The 25,356-nt window shown below is 48.2% G+C and carries 13 protein-coding genes and 1 pseudogene; 11 read left to right on the top strand and 3 right to left on the bottom strand.

Annotation, left to right across the window (positions count from 1 at the left end; genetic code table 11):
* Nucleotides 1-95 precede the first annotated feature (95 nt).
* Complete coding sequence (gene sohB, locus MHM93_RS01245) at nucleotides 96-1,112, top strand: protease SohB (protein WP_239447634.1); 1,017 nt, start codon at nucleotides 96-98, stop codon at nucleotides 1,110-1,112.
* A 122-nt stretch (nucleotides 1,113-1,234) separates the two neighbouring features.
* Nucleotides 1,235-2,548, top strand: a complete 1,314-nt coding sequence (locus tag MHM93_RS01240) for an IS4 family transposase (protein WP_239447633.1) — start codon at nucleotides 1,235-1,237, stop codon at nucleotides 2,546-2,548.
* A 59-nt stretch (nucleotides 2,549-2,607) separates the two neighbouring features.
* On the opposite strand, the gene MHM93_RS01235 is transcribed toward MHM93_RS01240, so the two are convergent.
* Nucleotides 2,608-3,942 (bottom strand): dicarboxylate/amino acid:cation symporter, encoded by a 1,335-nt coding sequence (locus MHM93_RS01235; RefSeq protein WP_045978389.1) that lies wholly within the window; start codon nucleotides 3,940-3,942, stop codon nucleotides 2,608-2,610.
* 165 nt (nucleotides 3,943-4,107) lie between these two features.
* Here MHM93_RS01235 and MHM93_RS01230 point away from each other — a divergent pair, with 165 nt between their 5' ends.
* The 3 genes and pseudogenes from MHM93_RS01230 to topA all read left to right on the top strand — a co-directional run bounded on the left by MHM93_RS01230 (nucleotide 4,108) and on the right by topA (nucleotide 10,503).
* On the top strand, nucleotides 4,108-6,978 hold the full coding sequence (locus MHM93_RS01230) for an Ig-like domain-containing protein (protein ID WP_239447632.1): 2,871 nt from the start codon (nucleotides 4,108-4,110) through the stop codon (nucleotides 6,976-6,978).
* Between the two features lie 167 nt (nucleotides 6,979-7,145).
* Nucleotides 7,146-7,564: pseudogene (tnpA, locus tag MHM93_RS01225) on the top strand (IS200/IS605 family transposase).
* 293 nt (nucleotides 7,565-7,857) lie between these two features.
* On the top strand, nucleotides 7,858-10,503 hold the full coding sequence (topA, locus tag MHM93_RS01220) for a type I DNA topoisomerase (RefSeq protein WP_239447631.1): 2,646 nt from the start codon (nucleotides 7,858-7,860) through the stop codon (nucleotides 10,501-10,503).
* A gap of 77 nt (nucleotides 10,504-10,580) precedes the next feature.
* On the opposite strand, the gene MHM93_RS01215 is transcribed toward topA, so the two are convergent.
* On the bottom strand, nucleotides 10,581-10,817 hold the full coding sequence (locus MHM93_RS01215) for a hypothetical protein (RefSeq protein ID WP_138547447.1): 237 nt from the start codon (nucleotides 10,815-10,817) through the stop codon (nucleotides 10,581-10,583).
* Between the two features lie 187 nt (nucleotides 10,818-11,004).
* A complete protein-coding gene (locus MHM93_RS01210) occupies nucleotides 11,005-12,624 on the bottom strand; it encodes an alpha-glucosidase family protein (protein ID WP_239447630.1) in 1,620 nt (539 codons plus the stop codon).
* Between the two features lie 653 nt (nucleotides 12,625-13,277).
* On the opposite strand from MHM93_RS01210, the gene MHM93_RS01205 reads away from it, so the two are divergent.
* The 6 genes from MHM93_RS01205 to MHM93_RS01180 all read left to right on the top strand — a co-directional run bounded on the left by MHM93_RS01205 (nucleotide 13,278) and on the right by MHM93_RS01180 (nucleotide 25,278).
* Nucleotides 13,278-16,082 carry a TonB-dependent receptor gene (locus MHM93_RS01205; RefSeq protein WP_239447629.1) on the top strand — a complete coding sequence of 935 codons (2,805 nt, stop codon included), beginning with the start codon at nucleotides 13,278-13,280 and terminating at the stop codon, nucleotides 16,080-16,082.
* A gap of 86 nt (nucleotides 16,083-16,168) precedes the next feature.
* Nucleotides 16,169-17,662, top strand: a complete 1,494-nt coding sequence (locus MHM93_RS01200) for a tryptophan halogenase family protein (RefSeq protein WP_239447628.1) — start codon at nucleotides 16,169-16,171, stop codon at nucleotides 17,660-17,662.
* The gene (locus MHM93_RS01195; RefSeq protein WP_239447627.1) at nucleotides 17,662-19,476 is read left to right on the top strand and encodes a glycoside hydrolase family 13 protein; all 1,815 of its coding nucleotides are present in this window, start codon (nucleotides 17,662-17,664) and stop codon (nucleotides 19,474-19,476) included. The genes MHM93_RS01200 and MHM93_RS01195 overlap by 1 nt, the downstream gene beginning before the upstream one ends.
* Before the next feature lie 82 nt (nucleotides 19,477-19,558).
* Complete coding sequence (locus MHM93_RS01190) at nucleotides 19,559-21,391, top strand: alpha-amylase family glycosyl hydrolase (protein WP_239447626.1); 1,833 nt, start codon at nucleotides 19,559-19,561, stop codon at nucleotides 21,389-21,391.
* Nucleotides 21,391-22,878, top strand: coding sequence for an MFS transporter (locus tag MHM93_RS01185; protein ID WP_239447625.1), 1,488 nt, complete (start codon nucleotides 21,391-21,393; stop codon nucleotides 22,876-22,878). The genes MHM93_RS01190 and MHM93_RS01185 overlap by 1 nt, the downstream gene beginning before the upstream one ends.
* A gap of 45 nt (nucleotides 22,879-22,923) precedes the next feature.
* A complete protein-coding gene (locus MHM93_RS01180; protein ID WP_239447683.1) occupies nucleotides 22,924-25,278 on the top strand; it encodes a glucan 1,4-alpha-glucosidase in 2,355 nt (784 codons plus the stop codon).
* The last annotated feature ends 78 nt before the right edge of the window (nucleotides 25,279-25,356 follow it).

Raw genomic sequence — 25,356 nt, 5'->3', positions numbered from 1 at the left:
CTGGTTTCGACTATCAGCCGCGCAATTGCGCGGCTTTTTTGTGGCTAATGGCTGTGCTACATTGCCGTGCATCAAAAATGAAAGAGGGAATCTAGGTGGAGTATATTTATGAATACGGGTTATTTTTTGCAAAAACCCTGACTTTTTTAGTGGCAATCGTCATTATCATCGCAATGATTGCAGGAGCGGCAAATAAACCTAAAAGTAAAGAAGGATCACTTCAGGTTGACGATCTCTCAGCAAAGTTAAAACAGTTGAAAGATGACTTTTTAGCAAATACCCTGGATAAAAAAGCTTTAAAAGCGCTCAAGAAAGAACAGAAAAAGGCAGCTAAAAGTGACAGCGGTGACGCAGAGCAAGGGCGCCTATACGTGATTGATTTTGTTGGCTCCATGGATGCTCATGAAGTTGAGAGCCTACGTGAGGAAGTCACGGCGATTTTAACATTGGCCGATAAGCAAAAAGATAAGGTATTAGTGCGCTTGGAAAGCGGCGGAGGCGTTGTCCATGGGTATGGCTTAGCAGCGTCGCAACTAGCCCGTTTGAAAGCGGCGCACATACCACTGACCATCGCCATTGATAAAGTCGCCGCCAGTGGTGGATATATGATGGCATGTGTTGGCGATGAAATCATTGCTGCGCCTTTTGCTATTGTTGGCTCTATTGGTGTGGTTGCGCAAATACCAAACTTTAACAAGGTGCTGAAAAAGAACGATATTGATCTAGAGCTCATTACCGCAGGGCAGTATAAGCGGACCCTCACTTTGTTTGGTGAAAACACTGATGAAGGGCGAGAAAAGTTCCGCCAAGAAATTGAGCAAACGCATCAATTGTTCAAACACTTTGTCAGCGAGCATCGCCCTGAATTAGACTTAGGCGCCGTCGCTACCGGGGAGCACTGGTTTGCGATTGATGCCAAAGAAAAAGGGTTGGTGGATAGAATCACGACCAGCGATGATGAGCTACTGGCACTGAGTAAAGAGCGACAAGCTTACAAAGTGAGCTATAAGAAAAAACAAGGCTTGGCGGATAAAGTCGCGCATAGCTTAAGTCTCGCGGTAGAAAAAGCAGGTTTAAAGATATGGTCTAAGGGTCAGCGCCTGAGACCTTAATTTAGATATAAAAAAACCTCGCCACAACGGCGTAATGCCGATCAGTTAAGTACAAAATAGCTGGTTGAGCGATCCTCCAAGGATGTCAAAATCCGAGTGTTAATTTAACACTCGGATTTTTTATGTTTCTTAAACAAGCTCTAAACCAAGTCCATAACTTCTCAGCTGACCAACTTTCTGGTTTATCGGATCTTCTGTCGCCTGAACTCATTGAACAATGCCTCCAAGACTCCGGTATAGCAACGATTCGCAAGAGAAGATTGCCGATGGAAATGATGGTTTGGAGCGTATTAGGCATGTCTCTTTACCGCCATCTATCTATGGATAAAGTGGTTTCACAACTCGATATCCTCCTGCCAGGTAAGAAACCTTTCGTTGCACCAAGTGCCGTAATACAAGCGCGAAAGCGTTTGGGCTCAGATGTGATGAGAACTGTCTTCAACCAAACTCAACAATTATGGCAGAGTAAGACACCGCATCCGAACTGGCATGGTCTGACTCTTCACGCCGTTGACGGTGTGGTGTGGAGAACACCAGACACAAAAGATAATGACGAACACTTTGGTAGAACCGGTAACAAAACCACAATATCAGACTACCCTCAAGTGAGAATGGTCTGCCACATGGAGCTAACCAGTCATTTGCTCAATGGCGCCTCTTTCGACTCTGTATCTAAAAGTGAAGTAGACCTTACCGTCCCCCTAATAGATAACGGCCCATCGAATAGCTTGACCATTTTTGACCGAGGGTTTTATGCGCTAGGGCTACTCCATAAGTGGCAGGCAAGCGGTGAAGAAAAGCACTGGCTCATCCCTTTAAGAAAGGGAACTCAGTACACGGTGATAGCCAAGCTAGGTCGAGGCCAAGAGCTCGTTGAACTCAAGTTATCGCCGCAAGCACAAAAGAAGTGGGAAGACGCGCCTAAAACAATCCAAGCAAGGTTAATCACAAAGAGCATCATGGGAAAAGAAGTGCGTTTATTAACTTCTATGACAGATGCAATGAAATACCCGGGAGCAGATATAGCAGAGCTTTACAGTCATCGCTGGGAGATAGAACTAGGGTATCGTGAGATGAAGCAGTACATGTTTCAAAATCAATTAACATTAAGAAGTAAGACACCGGAGCTGGTGACGCAAGAGCTCTGGGGAATGCTGGTCGCTTATAATTTATTGAGGTTCTTGATGTGCCAGATGGCTTACAACCAAAAATCAGTCATGCCTTATCAAATCGGCTTTAAGCAAGCTTCACTTTTCCTAATCGGACAGCTTCAATTGTTACCTGCAGTAGCCCCGGGGCGAATTCCAGAGGTTATGAGCTATATCTTGGCCATGTCGGAAAGCTTTATCTTGCCGGAAAGGCGAGAACGAGGCTATCCGAGAGCAGTAAAAAAGAGGCCCTGTCGCTATGCGACAAGGCCTTCTAAAAAGCGTTAGCTAATGCTTAACTTACAAGCATTACGCCACAACGGCGAGGTTTTTTTATACAAGTAAGATTAGCTTCTTGCTTTGGGCTTATATTCTTCCAGTTCTTTAGCCGACTCGAGATCGTTAAAGACAGTCTCATCAAGCTGCCCTTCAGATTTGGCAACAACACAGGTAACCATACAATCACCGGTCACATTAACCGCTGTACGCGTCATATCTAACAATCTATCGACGCCGATAATAATCGCGATACCTTCGACGGGTAGCCCCACCTGATTCAGTACCATCGCCAGCATAATCAAGCCTACTCCTGGCACTCCAGCGGTTCCAACGGATGCCAATGTGGCGGTAAGAATAACCATTAGGTAATCTGAAATACTTAAATCGACACCAAACACTTGAGCGATAAACACGGTTGCACAGCCTTGCATAATGGCGGTGCCATCCATATTAATGGTGGCTCCCAGTGGCACAGTGAATGAGGCAACGGAGTTACTAGCACCGAGCTTTTTGGTCGCGGTCTCAAGTGTAATAGGCATGGTTGCACTGGAGCTTGAGGTGCTAAACGCAAACAAACAAGTGTGCTTCATTTGCGATAAAAAGGTGACAGGATTTAAGCCAGTCAGCACTTTTAATAGGATAGAGTAGTTAATTAACCCATGGATCAGCAGTGCTGCGACCACCACACCGAAATACTTCATCAGGCTCCAAATTAGCCCCAGCTCAATGGTCGTAAACAGTTTTGCCATCAAACAAAAGACCCCGTAAGGGGCAATGTTCATAAGCAAGGTAACCAATTTAAGAATGACATTATTGAGGTCCTCAAAAACGGCGCTTAGGCGCTGACCCGCTTCGCCACTGAGGGCCATAGCAATACCGAATAGTAGCGCAAAAACAATGACCTGCAACATGTTACCACTGGCCATAGCATCAATAGGGTTGGTGGGGAACATATTGATGATGACCTGAGCCAGCGTCGGCGCTTCTTTCGCATCAAAGGTTGCATCATTTGGCAAGGTGACGCCATCGCCTGGGCTTACTAAGAGCGCTAAGGTAATGGCGACGGTGATGGCAATGGCAGTGGTGCCCACATACATGGCGATGGACTTACCACCTAAACGACCTAAGGTTTTCGGATCACTGAGGCTACAAGTACCACAAACGAGGGACACAAATACCAGTGGCACCACCAACATTTTTAAGCTGGCAATGAAGATTTGCCCGCCAATATTGAATAAACCGTCAACAAAAAAGCCTTTAACAGGAAAGGCAAACAAGCCTAAATCAAGTAATAATTCGTCTTCACCGGCCAAAATCAACTTGAACAAAAAGCCGACAACAACACCTAGCGCCATACCAATCATAATACGCGTGGTGAGAGACATTGAACCTTTTTCAGACATAGGTATGATTCATCTTCGTTATTGTAATTCGTTATAGCCTATCAGCGAAAATCACTCAATGCAGCGAAAAACGACAACTTTTTTCAAAAAAGGAATGCGTAATTCACTCATCCTGGGTTAATATTAAGTAAATAATTTAAACAATAAAACGTTAGGGAGAAGTCAATGCGTTTTGTGCGATTGCTCAGTGCCTCTTTACTGAGTTTACTTCTAGTCGCCTGCGGTGGCGGCGGCAGTTTAGAAGAAGGTGGTGACACGGGGGGAGATGGTAGTTCTTCCGGTAGTTATTCCATTACCGTAACCGTGGTGGACAGTGAAGGCAATGAAATCACTGATGAGAATCCATTATCAAGAGATAATGCAGCCAAAGCAGTGGCAACACTCAGCGCAACTTCAGGTTCTGTTTCAGGTCAGCGTATAGAGTTCTCGCTAGATGATGAAATAGGTGAGCTTAAAGTTGTCAAAGTTGAAACCGATGAGGATGGAGTCGCTGAGACAGACGTCTTTGCTGGTCAGCAGAAAGGTGCAGGATTAATAATTGCTACATATGCTCCCGGAAACATATCAGCATCAGACAGTTTTACCACCCAAGGTGATGACGTTGTTGTGACCGAGGAAACCGCCGATGTTGACGTGTTATTGCTTGCTGGTTGTAACGCAGGCTGGGATGATGACCGTGATAACGTGATGCTTGACCCACGCGACCCAAATACCGGTTGTAATATCGTAAACAGCATTTCTTCTAATGAAGTGGGCGAAATTTACGTTGAAGTAACCAGCATTCAAAGTGGTGACGGCGTTGGCTCAGCAATCGTTAATGCTCAGACCTCGGTGGGTACGATATTACCATCGTCTGGTACTGCATTAACCGATTCTTTTGGTCGCGCACTATTGCGTTTACAGCCAGGCAACCAAGGGGGCGCAGGCACGATTACCGCCGAAGCATTGGGCGTAACTGACACTACTAACTTTGCCGTTGGCGCTGTAAATTTACAATTGACTGTTGATAACGGCTTGGCAATGGATAACAACAATAATGTTATTCCACTTAAAGCTGGTGGCAGTACGGTTATCGAAGTGCAGCTTCGTGATAATGAGGGTAACCTCTTCCAGAGCCCTACAGACGTCGAGTTTAGTTCCACCTGTGCCGCCAGTGGCCAATCAACCCTGGATGACAAAGTAAAGTCGCGCGCCGGTATTGCTACAGCAACGTATCGCGCGAACGGCTGTAACATTAACGACAATGTGACAGTGACAATAGAAACTGGTGGCAAGAATTATACTGCGTCCACAATTATTCCAGTTGAAGCGTCGCCTGTACAGTCTATTCAGTTTATGGATGTAAGTGAGCAATTTATTGCTCTTCCTCCGGGGGAGGGAGGTGTACCTACACAATCTGTGGTGCGCTTTAAACTTCTCGATGAAGACGGCAACCCAGTGGCTCAAGATCGTATTGATTTCCGTTTAAGCGATGGAGCTGGGAAAGCTATGCTCACTCAACTTACCGGAAATACCAGTAATAATGGTGAGGTACAAACCACGGTAACTTCTGGTGTGGTACCCGGTTCTTTGGTCGTGAAGGCTTGTTATGTGCCAAAAGCCGATGTTGCAGCGTTGCCTGAAGGTGATGATTTGACCTGTTGGGTGGATGAGTATGAAGCCTGCCAAGCAGTAGATGCGCCAAGCTCTTGCCCTGAAGGCGAACTTAACCTTATCCCGCTAAGTGAGCAAATCAGCTCGGTATCGAGTTTGCTTACTTTAAGCTCAGGCGTGACCGATCAAAACAGCTTCGATTTAAGCACTGATGTTATAAATTCCAACTCGCTTTATTACAACGGCGTTACTTCAAATCTAACGGTATTTTTTGGCGACCAGTTCAATCAGCTAAGTGGCGATGGTGTTGAAGCAACCGTATTAACCGAAGCCGGTGTTACTGGTGTTATTGATGGCACGCAGTTTAACCCCACCTTTAAGTGCCAAACCACCGATGCGGCCTGTACTATCCAATGGCGCAGCCAAGGCGATAGACCTTTTTGGGATTATAAATGGGGTAACCGTATTGGTGATATCGACGGCAATCCATCTACTACCGAGGGCATTAACCCAAAAACTGGCGAACAAAACTGTGACCCATATTTTGGTGCAGCTGCGCCTTGTATCAACGGTATGATACGCGCTAAAAACGATCCCAACGGTATTGTTATGGGTGGCCGTGTTACAGTAACAGCTGTAGCCAAAGGCCAAGAAAACTTCGTCGATGAAGAGTCAAGTGGTGGTGTCACCCGCCGTAATGGCCTGTTTGATATTGGTGAATATTATCAAGAGTATGACCTAACCGAGGCCTTTATTGACCATAACGAAAACGGTACATTCGATAAAGCTAACTGCGACCCTGCGCCTGGGCCTACAGACCCTTGTTCAGAGCTACTCTCGCGAGGCGGTCATAACGAAACTTGGCGTGATCTCGATAACGATGGTATTTTTGATGAAGCGGACGGCAAGTACAATGGCCTATTGTGTTCGCAAGAAGCTGAAGCGGCTGGTGAGTGTACCCGTGAACTAATCGAAGTACGTAGTAGTATCGAAATGGTGATGTCGGGTGATGAGCCTTATGTCCGCTTTACAGTGGATTCTGGCAACTGTACGACCGATCCTCAGCGTGTCTTAGAATCGACTAACGTAAGTGGTAAATGTGACATAGTATTAGTGAACGTAAGCACAGGAGATAACGGTGGGCTTGCATCACAAGCCATCGATATATACTACAGTGATGAATTTGGGAATCCTCTACCAGTGGGCACTGAAATAGAGTTAAGTGCTTCCAACGGGGTGTTAGATGTTTTAGAGCATACTTCTGTAGTTGGTAACTCTAATACAGACAAGCCAATGCACTCTAAAGTGCTGATTTCTCGTGAGCAAGAAGGCAACCAGATTTTTTCTGGAAGTTTGAACATTACATTTACAATACCTTCAGGTCAGGATGATGTTGACAATAAAGTTGTCGTAGCATCAATGAACGTCATTGATGACCAATAATAGCTCGTCTTATTAAAAAAAATGCCAACCACTCGGTTGGCATTTTCGTTTTCAGCCCCTAAACCACCTAGTTCATTCGGTGGTTATCATCAATTTAGGCTTGGCCTGAAAAAGCTACCCATGTTAGTTGCTCTTTTGATTTTTAGCGAAGTCAAAGGACAAGAAACATGAGTAGATACAACAAAGCATCGCATGTGTATTGGCGATGTCAATATCATATAGTTTGGACCCCAAAATACCGTTTTAGAATTCTGAAGAACAAGGTGGGTAAAGATGTCTATCACTGTATTCACGTTTACAGTGAGCAACTTGGTTGTAAAGTGGTAGAGCTCAATGTGCAGTTAGACTATGTTCATTTGGTTATCAAGGTCCCACCAGAGTTATCGATATTGAGCCTGATGGGAGCACTCAAAGGTAAAATAGCACTAAAGCTATTTAGTAAATATCCTTACTTGAGAAAAATAAGATGTGGGGCAACTATTTTTGGCAACGAGGATACTTTGTCGATACGGTTGGAATAAATGAAGAGGTAATAAGGCGTTACGTCAGGCATCAAGAGAAAGAAGAGACGCAAGAGCAAGCCTAATTAACACTGCAGTAAACAACGCCCCCTTTGAGAGGGCATTTACAAAGCCACCTTCTTCAGAAGGTGGATTCTTTACTTTTATTCCTATATATTGCCCGGCGTTAGCCTGTGCACCGGTGATTAATCACCATAACGAACAAAATCACAGCAACAGCTGGTCAAAAAATCGCTGATTAGATAAAAGTTTAGCGTCAAAGCTTGTAACAATAGGTGTTTGTAGATATACCTATATTTATTCGTGCCCACGAACAAGGGCAATCATTATAAAAAGAGATAGGTCAACTTAGGCTATTATGGGCAAATCGCTAGTCATTGTAGAGTCTCCTGCAAAAGCAAAAACAATTAATAAATACCTAGGCAAGGACTATGTTGTTAAGTCCAGCGTAGGTCACGTACGCGACCTTCCCACCTCTGGGTCAGGTAAGGCGAAGGCGCCTGCGGCAAAATCCCCCGCCGAAGTGCGCAAAATGGCCCCTGAGGAAAAAGCCGCCTATAAAAAGAAGCGTGACTATCAAAACCTAGTTGCACGCATGGGTATTGACCCAGAAAAAGGTTGGGAGCCTCACTATGAGGTGTTACCCGGCAAAGAAAAAGTTGTTCAAGAATTAAAAAAACTCGCCGAAACGGCAGATGAAATTTATCTCGCAACGGATTTGGATAGAGAAGGGGAAGCCATTGCATGGCACCTTGAAGAGATTATCGGCGGTGATAAGTCGAAGTACAAACGGGTGGTTTTTAACGAAATCACCAAAAATGCTATTCAACAGGCCTTTTCTACACCGGGCGAGCTGAATACCGATATGGTACAGGCTCAGCAAGCGCGACGCTTCCTAGACCGTGTTGTTGGCTTTATGGTCTCGCCTTTGTTGTGGCAAAAAGTGGCGCGCGGGTTATCTGCTGGGCGCGTGCAGTCTGTTGCCGTTCGTCTTCTTGTGGAACGCGAGCGCGAAATCAAGGCCTTTATCCCGCAAGAGTTTTGGGATATTCATGCCGATGTACAAGCCAAAGCCGATGCGTTACGTCTTCTGGTGACCAAAGAGCAAGGTAAAGCCTTTAAACCGGTTAATAAAGATCAGGCAGACTCTGCTGTGGCGCAGCTGCAATCGGCTCAGTACCAAGTTACCGACGTTGAAGAAAAACCGAGTAAAAGCCGCCCAAGTGCGCCTTTTATCACCTCTACCATGCAACAAGCGGCCAGTACGCGCTTAGGGTATGGCGTTAAAAAGACCATGATGCTAGCGCAGCGTCTTTACGAAGCCGGTTATATTACCTATATGCGTACTGACTCGACTAACTTGTCACAAGACGCTATCGCCATGTGTCGCGGCTATGTGGCCGATAATTTTGGCGACAATTACCTGCCGGAAAAAGCTAATATTTACAGCGCAAAAGGCAACGCACAAGAAGCGCACGAAGCAATCCGGCCGTCAGATGTGAACGTTCTTTCAGGGCATGTTGAGGGTGTTGATGCTGACGCGAAGAAACTGTATGAGCTTATTTGGCGTCAATTTGTTGCCTGCCAGATGGTGCCAGCGCAATACGATTTAACCACAGTGACGGTCACAGCGGGTGAGTTTGAGCTTAAAGCCAAAGGCCGTGTATTACGTTTTGATGGTTGGACGCGAGTGCAACCTGCTGTGCGCAAGAAAAGCGATGAAGAGCAAGCGCTGCCACCATTGAGTGTCGGTGACGAATTAAGCTTAGATAAGCTGGACCCACAACAGCACTTTACCAAGCCGCCAGCGCGATACAGTGAAGCAAGCTTGGTTAAAGAGCTTGAGAAGCGCGGTATCGGTCGACCCTCAACCTATGCTTCGATCATCGGCACTATTCAGGACAGAGGCTATGTGCGGGTGGAAAACCGTCGTTTCTTCGCTGAAAAAATGGGTGAAATCGTCACCGATCGCCTTGTTGAGAACTTTACCGAGCTGTTGAACTACGACTTTACCGCCAAAATGGAAGAGCGCCTGGATGATATTGCCGAGGGCGAACGCCAGTGGACTCAAGTGCTGGATAACTTTTATGCCGACTTCTCGGAAAAGTTAGCCATTGCCAGTGGCGATGAGGCGCAAGGCGGAATGCGTCAAAACCAAATGGTCGAGACTGATATTGATTGTCCTAGCTGTGGCAGAAAAATGGGGATCCGCACAGCATCAACCGGTGTGTTCTTAGGTTGTACTGGGTATAACTTGCCACCTAAAGAGCGCTGTACCACCACCATGAACCTTACGCCAGGTGAGGAAGCGGTCAATGCCGATGAAGTTGAAGATGTTGAAACATCAACACTGATGCAAATGAAGCGTTGCCCTAAATGTGAAACTGCCATGGATTCATATTTAATTGATGAAACGCGCAAATTGCATGTCTGTGGTAATAATCCCGCGTGCAGTGGCTACCTCATTGAACAAGGGCAGTTTAAGCTCAAGGGCTATGATGGTCCGATTATTGAGTGCGATAAGTGTGGCGCAGATATGGAGCTGAAAAACGGTCGCTTCGGTAAGTATTTTGGCTGTACCAACGAAGACTGTAAAAACACTCGTAAACTGCTTAAAAATGGCGAGCCAGCACCACCTAAAGAGGACCCGGTGCACTTGCCAGAGCTTGAATGCGAGAAATCGGATGCCTATTTCGTGCTGCGTGATGGCGCTGCTGGTATATTTTTGGCGGCCTCTACTTTTCCTAAGTCACGGGAGACTCGGGCACCGAAGGTTTCTGAATTAAAGCGTTTTCGCGATCGTATATCACCTAAATTTTACTATTTAGCCGATGCGCCAGAGACTGACTCTGATGGTAACCCAGCGGTGGTACGTTTTAGCCGTAAGACTAAGTCGCAGTATGTAATGACTGAAGTCGATGGTAAAGCGACCGGCTGGAAGGCAATCTACGAAAATGGCAAATGGGTTGAAGAAGAGAAAAAGAAAGCGAAAAAGAAAAAGTAACCCGCAGAAAAAAGAAAAAGCCGCTCACAATGATTGAGCGGCTTTTTTACTCCCCTAGGCCCATATTAGGCAAGTGGCTATTTGATATTCACTTGTTGTACGTGCTGGTAACCATTGTCACTGAGCTCATCATTGACACAGTCGAGCACATACTGATACTGGCTTTGCGCATCAATGTCATCTTCCGTGGCCCAGTCTAGGCACATCTGCGTGTGCTCCTTGATTATCTCCTCGGGGGCGACTGGTAGGTCATCGCTGGCAAAAGCACTGTGTAAGCCAATAGCAAACAGCGCACTTAAAACAAGGTATTTCATTGCATAGTTCCTCTTTGGAAAGTGCTTTATTTTTAGCGTAATCGTCGGTCTTTAGAAAGTGAGTTATTTTTATCGTCAAGATAACCGACGTTGTCCTTGGGTGAACAATATGACTTTTGAACAAGCACAAAAAAAGCACCCCATAGGGTGCTAAAAAATGTCACGTTTTATGACACAAGGGAAGGGGTTAAATACGAGCAAACCAACAACCAAATGCAGGTAAATGCAGTGTTTGGCCTTGCAATCGCCCAGTGTGATGGCGCAACGAATCTTGATATTGATGACTGGGCGCGTGCGTTACCTCGACACTCACGGGTTGCTCCGATAGGTTAAAATAACAACATATGGACTCATCACCGTGGTTGCGGGTAAAGGCAAGAACGGGCTCATGAGTATCAATAAAGTGAATGTCACCTTCAACTAACGCACGATGCTGACGCCGCCAAGCCATAAATTCGCTGTAGGCATTGAGCGTTGAATGAGCATCCTGTTGTTGTTTGGCAACATGTTGTAGGCTGTGAGCATGGCTTACCGGCAGCCATGGTTTTACCGTGCTAAACCCGGCGTGCTCACCGTCTTGCCAAGGCATCGGCGTGCGACAGCCATCACGGCCTTTAAAGTTGGGCCAAAAAGTGATGCCATAGGGGTCTTGCAAATCTTCGAATGCAACATCCGCTTCGCCTAATGCCAGTTCTTCACCTTGATACATGCATACACTGCCACGTAGGGAGCCAAGCAGTGCGGTCAACATTTTTACTTGGTCAGGGTCAACTTCGCCATTTTTGGCCCAACGGCTGGCAACACGCTCCACATCATGATTACTAAATGCCCAGCAAGGCCAGCCCTCGAGCATATTCGCCTCTAAGGTCTCGACTGTTTTACGAATATAGGCGCTGCTGTAATCATCGGTTAGTAGCTCGAAACTATATCCCATATGCAGCTTGTCACCGCCGCTGGTGTATTCGGCCATGGTCGCCAGTGAATCCTCAGATGAGATCTCCCCAAGTGCTACCGTACCCGGGTACTTGTCGAGTAAGGCACGAATATCGCGCATAAAGTCGAGGTTTTCAGGTTGCGTGTTGTTGTAGTAATGGTATTGAAAAGCGTACGGGTTATCTTCGCTAAAACCACGGCCTTGGCGCTTTTCTTTTGGCTTTGCCGGGTTATCACGTAATTGAGCGTCGTGATAACAAAAGTTAATGGCATCTAAGCGGAAGCCATCAACCCCTTTTTTGAGCCAAAACTCCACGTTATCCAGCACCGCTTGACGCACTTGCGGGTTATGGAAATTAAGGTCTGGCTGCTCGGTAAGAAAGTTATGCAAATAATACTGTTCGCGACGAGGCTCCCATTGCCATGCTGGGCCGCCGAAAATGGATAGCCAATTGTTAGGCTGCGTACCATCTTCTTTAGCGTTTGCCCACACGTACCAATCGGCATAGTCATTATTGTTTGATTCGCGGCTTTGCAAGAACCAGGGATGCTGATCAGAGGTGTGGCTCAATACCTGATCAATAATGATTTTAATATCGCGCTGATGTGCTTCGGCGATCAGTTCATCGAAGTCTGTAAGATCGCCAAAAATAGGGTCAATATCACGATAGTCGCTGATGTCATAACCGAAATCCTTCATTGGCGATTTAAAGAACGGTGAGATCCACACCGCATCCACACCCAAGCTTTTTATGTAATCAAGGCGGTTAATAATACCTCGGAGGTCGCCAATTCCATCGCCGTTTGTATCTTGAAAGCTGCGGGGGTAAATCTGATAAATTACCGCACCTTTCCACCAAAGAGGGTTCGCCATGTGTCGCTCCAGAACATCGGTTAATTTTTTTGCTTGGCAAAGAATACGGCAACCTCAGAACGCTTGTAAAAAATCTGCATACGTATGCATGATGTATTCGTATGCAAAAGCGCATTAGGTGGCTTTAGTGTTTGCTTGGCTTAGTCACCAAATTGATACCAAAAGGCTGTTTACCAATGGAAACAGTGCCATTGAGTTGGCTGGTTCCGGTAATCGGGTCTTGCACTTATTTAAGGCGATTTAGCCCACCAATGCACTAAAGTAGTGCGAAAATGAATGGTAAGACCAATTACCACATCGCGATATGGGTTTTTGCTATTATGTTCTCAATAGCCCTACTAGTAAGGGATGTGGGCTTATTTATGGGTTCAGGGGGGCTGGCGTAGGCTAGGGCAGCGTATTGTTGGGGGTGTTAAATTGTAACTGTGCTGTAAAGGCTAGCAAGCTCGCATATTTACTGGATTGTTGCTAATTTTGATGTAACTAAAATGTAAAATATTGCAGCTGCAATTACATTGAATACGTATGCATAAGTTTGTTAATAATTTAAGACGAGCGTTAGTATTTTTTGCGACAACAACACGAGCCAAGTTGGTGCAGCGCTAACTATCACCAATTGGTCCTAATAAAATGGTTAATCGGGATTAAACACTATGTCTATGTTCAAACCAAGTATGCTAACGCTTGCACTGTTGAGTGCCGGTTTAGGTAGCCAAGTCGCGTATGCTCAAGGCAACGAAGCGCAGGCGCAAGCCGATGAGCAGCAAGATGTTGAAGTGATTGAAGTACGTGGCTTTCGCCGCAGTGTCGTCGAGTCAATCAATACCAAGCGTTTTGCAACAGAAGTGGTAGAGTCAGTGTCTGCTGAAGACATTGGCAAATTACCAGATTCGTCTATTGCTGAATCTATTGCTCGCTTACCTGGTTTGACTGCACAGCGCTTAGACGGTCGCGCATCACGTGTCAGCGTACGTGGTTTTAGCGAAAACGAGAGCGCCACCACCTTTAATGGTCGTGAACAAGTCTCTATCAGCGACAACCGTGGCGTAGAATTTGACCTTTACCCGTCAGAAATTATGAGCGGTGTAACGGTCTATAAAACACCGAGTGCGTCACTTGATGCTGAAGGCATTGCCGGTGTTATCGATATGCAAACAGTCCGCCCGCTAAGCAAGGGCGAGCAGGTCATTCAGTTTAACGGCCAGCTTGAGCAAACTAGTTTCGATAAACTAAATCCAGACGGCGATGACAAAGGCTTCCGTGGTACGGTTTCTTACATTGATCAGTTCGCTGACGATACCTTTGGCGTTGCTTTTGCCTATACAACAATGAGTTCACCCAACCAAGAGAAGCGTTGGAACTCATGGGGCTACCCTGAATTTACCACAGACTCAGGGGATACTTATTCAATCTTGGGTGGGGCGAAACCTTTTGTGCGCTCATCAACGCTTGAGCGTGACTCGGCGATGTTAGTGCTTGAATACACGCCTAGCAGCGACTTGAGCATGACCTTTGACGCGCTTTATGTTGATTTTACTGACGAAAAAATTCTTCGTGGTATTGAAGTCCCGTTTGCATGGGGTCAAGGCTCAATCTCTCCTGAGAGCGCAACGGTTGATGCAGACAGCGGCTTTATCACCAGCGCCTTAACAGAAGGTCAACGCGTTGTCGTTCGTAACGACTTTGAAGAGCGTAAAGCGGATCTGAGTCAGTTTGGCTTTAATGTAGAATACCTCCTTAGTAACGACTGGGAGCTGGAATTTGACGCCAGTCGCTCCGAAGTAGAGCGTCAGGTATGGAGTATCGAAAGCTACTCAGGTACAGGTCGTGGTGACAATAACGGTATTTCCGATAATATCGGTTATGCCTTTGATGATGGCAACACCGGCGCCCAGTTCTCGCACCAGCTTGATTACAGCGACTTCAACCTTATTCAATTAGGTGGGCCTTTATCTTGGGGTTCTAGTGCGGCATTAAATAATCAATATGGCTTAACCGGCACGCCATATGAGAATACCGCGCAAGATGGCTTTATTAATGCCCCAGAAGTGGAAGACGAATTAACTACATTGAAATTGGCCGCTAGCAAGGCAATGGATAACGCCTACATCAGCGGTGTGGAATTTGGCGTGTCTTATCGTGACCGTGAGAAAACCAAGGTCTCTGAAGGCTACTTTATGACTTTGGCTGATTTCTCTTACCCAGAGAACGTCGGCATGCTCGAAGTGCCTGAGCAGTATCGTTTAGGTAGTGCCGATTTAAGCTTTATTGGCATGGGCCCAATGGTCGCTTACGATACCCGTGCACTCGTGGATGACGGTTACTATAATCTGCTGCGTGAAAGCCTAACCGACTCTAAGCACTTAACACGTTCATGGACAGTGCAAGAAGAAGTCACCGCCGCTTTTGTACAAGCCAATATTAATGCAGAGCTAGGTGATATCCCAGTAACGGGTAATGTCGGTGTGCGTTATGTGTATACCAAACAGTCGTCACAGGGTAATGCCTTTAATGTCGTTGATGGCCTCGTTGTGGCCGAACCCACCGATATTAGCCACGACTACAGCAATGTGCTGCCGAGCCTAAACCTTAACTTTGCTCTAGATGAGCAGCAAACGCTGCGTTTTGGTGCGGCGAAAACCATCTCTCGTGCGCGCCTAGATGAAATGAATGCCTCAATCAGCGCGTCGTACAATGCCCAGCAGCCAGATGAAAACGGCAATTATTGGTCGGTATCCGGCGGCAACCCGGAGCTTGAACCCAAAGAGGCGACGGGCTTCGACTTAAGCTATGAGAACTACTTTAGTGAAGAAGGTTACTTCTCGGCAGCGGTGTTCTATAAAGACCTGAACCAATGGATTTTTGACGGTAACTATGAGATTGATATGAGCGGCGTGGCCGACCCGGCTACTGGTGAAATTCCACCAAACAGCACCGGCACCGGCTCAGGTAAAATCAATGGCGGTGGCGGTGACCTGTGGGGTTACGAGCTCTCTGTGGCATTACCGTTTAACTTATTCGCCGATGAACTAGAAGGTTTTGGCCTACTAGCTAGCCATACCGGTGTTGAGCAGGATATGGAAGACCCCAATGGCAACGACTATGAATTGCCAGGTTTGTCTGACAGCATTCAAAGCTTAACCTTGTACTATGAGCGCTATGGCTTCACCGCACGTACGAGCATGCGTAAGCGTAGTGACTTTAAAGGCGATATCTACGGTGTGGGTTTCTCAACTGACCAAGTCGATATCCTAGGTGAAACCATCTGGGATGCACAGCTTGGATATGACTTTGCTGATTCCGGTATTCAAGGCCTAGAGAGTCTAGAGATTACTTTCCAAGTGCAAAACATCACCGAAGAGCCGTTTATCTCGCTACAAGGTGACAATGCCCTGCAAGTACGTGACTACCAAGATTATGGTCGTACCTACTTGCTCGGTTTCAAGTATGAGCTATAACTCTTAACTGTCGTAACTTGTTTAAAAAGCCCTTGAATTTTCAAGGGCTTTTTTGAAGTTAACAGCTAATAGCGGGGCACGCAGAGATGGCAAATATTAATCGGGTGGTGATCTTAGGAGGCGGCACAGCAGGGTGGTTAAGTGCCGCGTTGCTGGCAAAAATGCTGGGTAAACAGCTGAGTATCACCTTAGTGGAGTCCACGGATATTGGTACTGTCGGTGTCGGCGAAGCGACCATACCGCCGATTGTCGCCTTTAACAACGCCTTGGGGATTGAGGAAAAAACGCTGATACAGCGCACCGGGGCGACGATCAAATTAGGGATCCAGTTTGAAAACTGGGGCCGCAAGGGCGACAGTTACATGCATGCGTTTGGTCATTTAGGTAAAGCGCTGCCCTTTTGTGATTTTCATCACCTTTTTCACCATGCAAAAGAGCAAGGTCTTGGCCATTCGTTGTGGGATTACTCTCTTAATTTCCAAGCAGCAAAAGCAGGGCGCTTTGCACCACTGCGGCATTTACCCAATACCCAGTTAGCCGGTACTGAGCATGCGTATCATTTTGATGCCAGCTTGTATGCGCAACTGTTGCGCGAGCGCGCCGAACACTTTGGCGTTCAGCGTATAGACGCTAAGGTTGATAAGGTTGAGCAAAGTGATAACGGCGATGTGCAGGCGTTGGTGTTACAATCAGGCGAGCGCGTAGAAGGGGACTTATTCATTGATTGCAGCGGTCAACGAGCGCTGTTGATAGCGCAAACCTTAGGGGTCGGTTTTGAGGACTGGTCACACTGGTTACCGTGCGACCGCGCTATCGCTGTGCAATCGCATCACGGCGACGATAAAGACCCGCTACCTTATACCCGCTCCATCGCTCGTGATAGCGGTTGGCAGTGGCAAATCCCGTTGCAGCATCGCGTTGGTAATGGCTTAGTTTACTGCTCTCGCTACCTCGATGACGACCAAGCCAAGGCGCAGTTACTGGCAAACCTTCCCGGTGAGGCATTGCATGAGCCCCGGGTGCTCCCATTTCGCACTGGTGCTAGGCGCCAGCAATGGCACAAAAATGTGGTCGCCATCGGTTTAAGCAGTGGCTTCCTTGAGCCCCTTGAGTCCACCAGTATCCATTTGATTCAAACTGCGGTGATCCGCTTATTGAAACATTTTCCACACCAAGGCATTGCCCCCGCCTCGGTGCGTGCATTTAACCGCTTATTTAGCACCGAAATGGCGCAAATTCGCGACTTTATTATTCTCCATTATGCCCTCAATCAGCGCCAAGATAGTCGTTTTTGGCGTTACTGCGCCGATATGGAACTGCCGCCATCTCTTAGCGAGCGTATCGCCCAGTTTCAACAAAGCGGGCAGGTGCATCGTTATCAAGATGAACTCTTTGCCGAAGTGGCCTGGCAGCAGGTATTGATCGGTCAAAACTGTTGGCCCCAACAGCACCACCCGCTGGCTGAGCAATTATCAAATGAGCAACTTGATGAATTACTGCAAAGTTTGCGCACACTGATTAACCAAGCAGTGCAAAATATGCCGAGCCACCAACAATTTATTCAAAGGAATCTAAGCTAATGCGTGTATTTATGGTGTTATGGGCCTTATTGGCACTACCCTGTCAGGGCGTCGAAGTGGCGCCAAAACATTGGTGGGTAGGAATGCAAAACCCCGATGTGCAATTGCTGCTGCATGCACCAAATACTGCCCAGCGGCAGTGGCAGTTACGCCCCTACGACGGCGTTAAACTAACGCGTCAGCATCATCTTGACTCCGACAACTATCAGTTTCTCAGCGTGCATATCGGTGCCCAGGCGTATCCAGGCACACTGCAGTTTGTCGCCGACGATGGCACGCAATTTGATTATCAACTCAAGGCGCGGGCGCACGATTCAAAGCAACGTCAGGGTTTTAGCAGTGATGATGTGATCTACCTTATTAACCCCGATCGCTTTGCTAACGGCAACGTGCATAACGATAACCACCCCAGCATGATAGAAAAAGTTGACCGTCAGGCGCGCGACGGCCGCCGTGGCGGTGATTTACAAGGGATAACCGAGCGTCTAGATTACCTGCAGCGCATGGGTTTTACGCAACTATGGCTCACTCCAGCGCGAGAAAATAATATGGCCACAGGGTCATACCATGGGTATGCGATGACCAACCTGTATGCCATCGACCCGCGCATGGGCGGCAATGAGGCCTATTTTGATATGGTGGCGCAAGCCGCTGAGCGGGGCATCGGGGTGATCATGGATATGGTGCCCAATCACATTGGCGCCAATCACCCATGGGTAGCCGATAAACCGAGCCGAGATTGGATTAACAATGGCGGTGAGTTTTTGGCTAATAATCATCGCCGACAAACGGTGATGGACCCTCACAGCAGCGTATACGATCGCACTCGCTTTAACGATGCGTGGTTTGTACCAGCAATGCCCGACCTGAATCAGCGTGTAGACGAGCTCAGCACTTATTTGATTCAGCACAGTATATGGTGGATTGAGCAGGCCGGGCTTAGCGGTATTCGCGTCGATACCAATTCCTATTCCGATAAAGCCTTTATGGCCCGTTGGAGTCAGGCCATTATGGCCGAGTATCCCAACTTTAGTATTGTTGGTGAAGAGTGGACCACCAACCCAGGAATTATTGCTTATTGGCAGCGAGGCAAACATAACCAAGACGGTTTTAGTACCGCCATCAATTCAATGATGGACTTCCCGTTGCAGGCGGCTCTGGTCAAAGCCCTCAATGAAGAGCCCGGTTGGCACACCGGTTGGGTGCGGGTGTATCAAAGTCTCGGTAATGACTTTATGTATGCCAACGCCGATGACTTGCTGGTGTTTGCCGATAACCATGACATGAGCCGCATATACACCCAGCTCGGGCAAAGCGTTAACAAAACCAAGTTGGCAATGACACTGATGCTTACTATTCGTGGCATTCCCCAAGTCTATTATGGTACAGAGGTGTTACTTGATAACACCCCTTCGGATGCCCATGGGGATATTCGCATTGAGTTCCCCGGCGGTTTCAGTGGCCATCAAGCCGATGCCATCACTGGGCAAGGCTTGAGCGCAGAGCAAACACAGATGCAAGACTATCTGCGCACCTTATTGCAGCTGCGCAAACAATTTAGTGCGCTGCGTCAAGGTCGGATGGTGCACTTTGCTCCCAAGGACAATGTCTACCTTTATGCCCGTATTGATAATGAGCAGCGCATTGTGGTGATATTGAACAAAGGCAATAAACAGCACCTAGAACTGGCGCCTTATGCCGAGATTTTACAAGGCGCAAAGCAGGCCAAAAACCTGCTAAGTGGTGAGATGTTACGGTTAAATCAAACGCTGGCAATCGGCGCTGAACAAGCCATGATTTTAGCACTGCAATAGAGTGAATACGTATGCACGGCATATCAAAGGGGCCGTGGAGAACGTAGTATTTTTGTCATAAAAGAAATAACAAAGTGTACCCATGAAAGACAACAAGTTAACAACCACGCTACTGGCTGGGTCATTGGCTGTAGCCCTGCTAGGCTGCTCTGAAAACACCAGCTCCTCGCACAGCAAAGACGCTGAAAAAGAGCTGCAACAAGATGCCGAGCAAGTACAAAAGCCGGTGGTCTACCAAGTGTTTACGCGCTTATTTGGTAACACCAAGCAAACTAATAAACCATGGGGCACGCTCAGCGAAAATGGCGTAGGCAAATTTGCTGATTTTGATGACAAAGCCCTCGCGGGGATTAAAGAGTTAGGAGTAACTCATATTTGGTATACCGGGGTGTTACACCACGCCACGGTCACCGACTACAGTGACTTCGGTCTGCCAGGTGATGACCCTGATGTGGTTAAGGGGCGGGCGGGCTCACCCTATGCCATTAAAGATTATTATAACGTTAACCCCGACCTAGCGGCGAAACCAAGCGATCGCTTACAAGAGTTCGAGGCCTTGATTGCCCGTACTCATGAGCAGGGCATGAAAGTGCTTATCGATATTGTGCCTAACCATGTCGCCCGTGATTATCACTCGGTATCTAAGCCCGAGGGAGTAGCGGATTTCGGCGCCAATGACGATACCAGCGTCAGCTATCGCCGTGATAACAACTTTTATTACGTGGTCGGTGAGTCATTTAAAGTACCGCAGTCGCCGCAGTATCAAGTGCTCGGGGGGATGAGCCACCCCAAGGCCGATGGCCACTTTGCGGAAACCCCAGCGAAATGGACCGGCAATGGCGCGCGCAAGGCGCAGCCTGATATCAACGATTGGTACGAGACGGTAAAGATCAATTATGGTGTCAAACCCGATGGCGGCTATGACTTCCCGCGTTTGCCAAAGGACTATGCGAACAAAGATTACCGTGCTCACTACCAGTTTTGGCAAGATAAATCCCTACCGGATAGCTGGTATAAATTCCGCGATATCACTCAGTACTGGCTGGCCAAAGGCGTTGATGGCTTTCGCTATGATATGGCCGAAATGGTGCCAGTAGAGTTTTGGAGCTTCCTAAACTCCGCTATTAAAATGACCAACCCCGATGCCTTCTTACTTGCCGAAGTGTATAACCCAAGCCTATATCGCCCTTATATTCACCAAGGGAAAATGGATTACCTGTACGACAAGGTGGGTTTTTATGACACCTTAAAAGCCATTATTCAGGGCCAGCAAGGTGCGGATACTTTGCTTGCTAAGCACCAAGAGGTGGCGGATATTGAGCAGCACATGTTGCACTTTTTAGAAAACCACGACGAGCAGCGTATCGCCAGCAGCGATTTCGCCGGCGACATGAACTGGGGCAAGCCCGCGATGACGGTATCGACCTTAATCGGACGCTCGCCAAGCATGCTCTATTTTGGCCAAACGGTGGGCGAGGATGGCTCCGAAGAGCCCGGGTTTGGCGACCCAACGCGCACCAGTATTTTTGACTACATTGGGGTGCCTGCTCATCAACAGTGGATGAACAACGGTGCCTTTGACGGTGCACTGCTGAGCCCAGAGCAGCGCCAATTACGGCAGTTTTATGTCCAACTTATGGCCCTTAATTCGTTGCCTGCCATTGTCGGCGGTGAGCTGCAAAGCGTGGCTAACTCACAACCAAAGCAGGTGGTTAGCTTTGTGCGCCAACTCGCGCAGCAGCGCATTCTCGTGGTGGCTAACTTCGCGCAGCAGCCACAGTCTGTGCTTATTGATATCGCCAGTGGCGAGGGGGAAACCTTATTAGGCACAGAGCCACAGTTCGATGGCCAAGGCATCAGCTTAACATTGCCATATCAGGGTGTCAGTGTGGTCCAATTAGGAAGTAAACAATAATGCAAAATGAAAGACCCAGCTTAAGCTTTTGGCAAATATGGAATATGTGCCTCGGATTCATGGGGATCCAGTTCGGCTTTGCGTTGCAAAATGCCAATGCCAGCCGCATTTTCCAAACGCTCGGAGCAAAAATCGATGACATCCCCATTTTATGGGTGGCGGCGCCGCTTACCGGGCTTATCGTGCAACCCATTATTGGCTATATGAGTGATAAAACCTGGGGGCGCTTAGGACGTCGCCGTCCGTATTTCTTTTACGGAGCGATCGTCACCACGGCGGCCTTAGTGGTGATGCCGAACTCACCAACACTGTGGGTTGCGGCGGGCATGTTATGGATTATGGATGCGTCAATTAACGTCACCATGGAACCCTTTCGTGCATTAGTCGGTGATAACTTGCCGAACAAGCAACGTGCGCTCGGCTACTCACTACAAAGCTTTTTCATAGGCGTGGGTGCGGTGGTCGCTTCCAGTTTACCGTGGATCTTAAGCAATTGGTTTGATGTCAGTAATACCGCTGCCGCAGGGGTGATTCCTCCTTCAGTGCAGTATGCCTTTTACGCCGGCGGTGCGTTCTTATTGGGATGTGTTATGTGGACAGTGTTTACCACCAAGGAATACAGCCCAGAGCAGCTCGCGGCGTTTAATGACGACGCACAGGCCAATGCCACTATCAATACCACGCAGGTCATTAACTTTGCTCGCACTTTAGTGGTCAGCGGCCTATCAGGGGCGGCGATTATCGCAGCCGTTGGGGTGATGGACTTAGAGAAAGAATTGTACTTGCTCGGGGGTTTACTGCTGGCCTTTGCCATTTTACAAGGCATCGCCGCTTGGCAACAGCGCGAAGGCTACACAGGTAACGGCTTCTTCACGGTGGTACACGATGTTTTCACTATGCCCAAGGCCATGCGTCAACTTGCTTGGGTGCAGTTTTTTAGTTGGTTTTCGCTCTTTGCGATGTGGATTTACACCACGGCTGCGGTGACCAGTCACCACTATGGCAGTGTCGATGTCACTTCTAAAGCTTACAATGATGGTGCTGACTGGGTTGGCGTGCTGTTTGCCGCCTATAACGGCTTTGCTGCGCTGGCCGCACTGGTGATCCCGGTGATGGTGAAGCGCGTTGGTATTCGCATCGCCCATGCCCTTAACTTGCTCTTAGGTGCACTGTCGCTGGCCAGCTTTTTGGTTATTAGTGACCCAGCCTGGCTGATGCTGCCTATGGTGGGAATTGGCTTTGCCTGGGCGTCTATTCTTTCGTTGCCTTATGCCATGCTCTCGAGCGCGCTACCGAGCTCGAAAATGGGCGTGTACATGGGTATTTTCAATTTCTTTATCGTTATTCCGCAGTTGCTTGCAGCCAGTATTCTCGGGCTTATTTTAAAGCATGGCTTTGCCAATCAACCTATTTACGCGCTCATCATTGGTGGCGTGTCTTTTGTGTTGGCAGCGCTTGCACTTACGCGGGTGAAACTTAATCATTAATCTAAGGGTGATACAGTGAAAGTATTAAACGCAATTGCCAGTGCCATGGTACTGGCAACGGTGGCGGGATGTAACAGTGCCGCCCCCACAGCGAACAGCGATAGCGCGCCAGGGGCTCCTGGCGATAAACCGTTTTGGGCGTATTCGGGGAAAACCGGTATTGGTACCTCTTATGAGGCTTATCAACAAGGCCGTTACGATGACAACAGTGCCACAGGCACAGTATCAAAAGTGTGGTTTTCCTTGGCAAAAGGGATGATCACCGAAACCATGTTTGGGTTGATTCACCAAGCGCAAATTCGTGACATGCAATTTATTGTCAGTGGTGCGGACTTCGTTGTAGCTGAAAGCGATGGTCTTAGCAATCGCGTGGAATACCTTGATGTCGACCCCCAAGGGCGACCAACATCATTGGCATACAGAGTAACCAGTGAGGATAGCCAAGGGCGTTTTCGCATTATTAAAGATATCTTTACCGACCCGGATGCGCAGTCACTGATGGTGCGCGTACGTTTTCAGGCCAATGAGCCAGGGTTGCGAGCACATGTGCAGGTGAACCCTTATGTGAATAATGATGGCGTTGACGACCGGGCCAAAGTTGCCGACGATGCCCTTATTGCTTATTCCGGTGCCCATTACCTGAGCTTGCAAAGCGCCAAGGGTCTTAATGACGGCTCCGTTGGTTTTGTTGGTCAATCGGATCGCTACTCGCAGCTTAAAGCGCGCGGCGAGTTCACGCGTTATCAAAGCACTGGCGAGCAAGCGGGGAATGTCGCCATGAGTGCCACACTCGGCGAGATAAGCGAAAACAGTCAGTTTGATCTGGTGTTAAGTTATGGCAGCAGTGAGCAAGAGGCGCTTGCCCAGGGTCAAAAGACACTGAAGCGCGGCTATGACAAGGTGCTTGCGCACTATAATGGGGATGGCGATGCCATTGGCTGGCAGGATTATTTGCAGAGCTTGCAGCTCGAGCGTCTCTATGATGCCAGCACCGATGGCGGCAAATTACTCAATACCAGTGCCTTAGTGCTCAAAGCGCAGGAAGACAAAACCCATGCTGGGGCATTGATTGCCTCTTTATCAAACCCATGGGGTGATACCGTGGCCGCAGAGCAAGGACATACTGGCTATAAGGCGGTATGGGTACGCGACTTTTATCAAGTTGCTATGGCGTTTTTAGCCATGGGGGATACGCAAACGGCAAAAGCGGCGTTTAACTATTTACCTAAGGTCCAGGTACGAGAGGATACCCCAGGCAACCAAGGCGATACCGGCTGGTTTTTACAAAAGACCCATGTTGACGGTGAATTAGAGTGGGTGGGGGTGCAACTGGATCAAACCGCAATGCCTATCATGCTCGCCTGGAAACTATACAAAGGCGGGGTGCTGTCGAAAAACGAACTCACTCAATGGTATCGTACCATGCTGCAGCCGGCTGCAGACTTCTTAGTCGAAGGGGGACTGGCAAAAATCCTGTGGAATGACACCCAGATCACCCCGCCTTATACGCAGCAGGAGCGCTGGGAAGAGCAAGCAGGTTACTCGCCTTCTACTACCGCCGCCGTAGTAGCTGGATTGATCAGTGCCGGGGAAATTGCCAAGCTAAGCGGTGATACCGACAGTGCCCAGCGTTATTTGGCAACGGCGAAGCAGTATGAGCAAGACATTGAAGCCTTGATGTTTACCAGCAAAGGCACATTAACGGGTGAGGCCAGCGATGGCCGCTATTTTGTGCGTATCGCCCAGGATGAAAATACCAATGGCGATACCAGTCTGGCCGCGAACAATGGTCGTGCCGGTATGGACAAAAAGCAGATTTTAGATGGCGGCTTTTTAGAGCTGGTGCGCTATGGCGTGCGCGGTGCAGACAGCGAGTCGGTGACGGCGTCTCTGCCTGAGTACGACGACCAAAGCCTCGTCGATAATCTGCGAGTCAAATATACCTTTACCGATGAGCAGGGGCGCGCCTATCCCGGTTGGCGCCGCTATGGTAACGATGGTTACGGCGAAGATGAAAAACGGGGCAGCAACTATGCCGAGGGCGGCAACAATACCGATGGTCAGCGCGGTCGGGTATGGCCCTTCTTCACCGGTGAGCGGGGTCACTATGAAATTGCCGCAGCCAATGCCGTACGCGGCGGTGTCACTGCGCAAGAGTATCAGCGTATCCAGCATACCTATGTGTTCGGTATGGAAGCCTTTGCTAATAAGGGCATGATGCTGCCAGAGCAAGTGTGGGATGGTGTCGGTGTCAACCCGTTTGGCTATGAGCTTGGCGAGGGCACAAACTCGGCCACGCCACTGGCGTGGACCCACGCCGAATACGTGAAGCTACTGCGCTCATTGACTGATAAGGCAGTATGGGACCATTACCCCATTGTTGAGCAAGCGTTGAAATAAACGACCTTGAGAAGTACAAGCCGCTGGCATTATCGCAGCGGCTTTTTTTATGATCAACCTATCGGCAACAGGCTGCGC

Origin of the sequence: Pseudoalteromonas sp. MM17-2 (assembly GCF_022347945.1) — a bacterium.
GTDB classification, from domain to species: Bacteria; Pseudomonadota; Gammaproteobacteria; order Enterobacterales; family Alteromonadaceae; genus Pseudoalteromonas; species Pseudoalteromonas ruthenica.
Note: the sequence above shows the minus strand (reverse complement) of the source record. Positions and strands in the feature narration are given on the sequence as shown.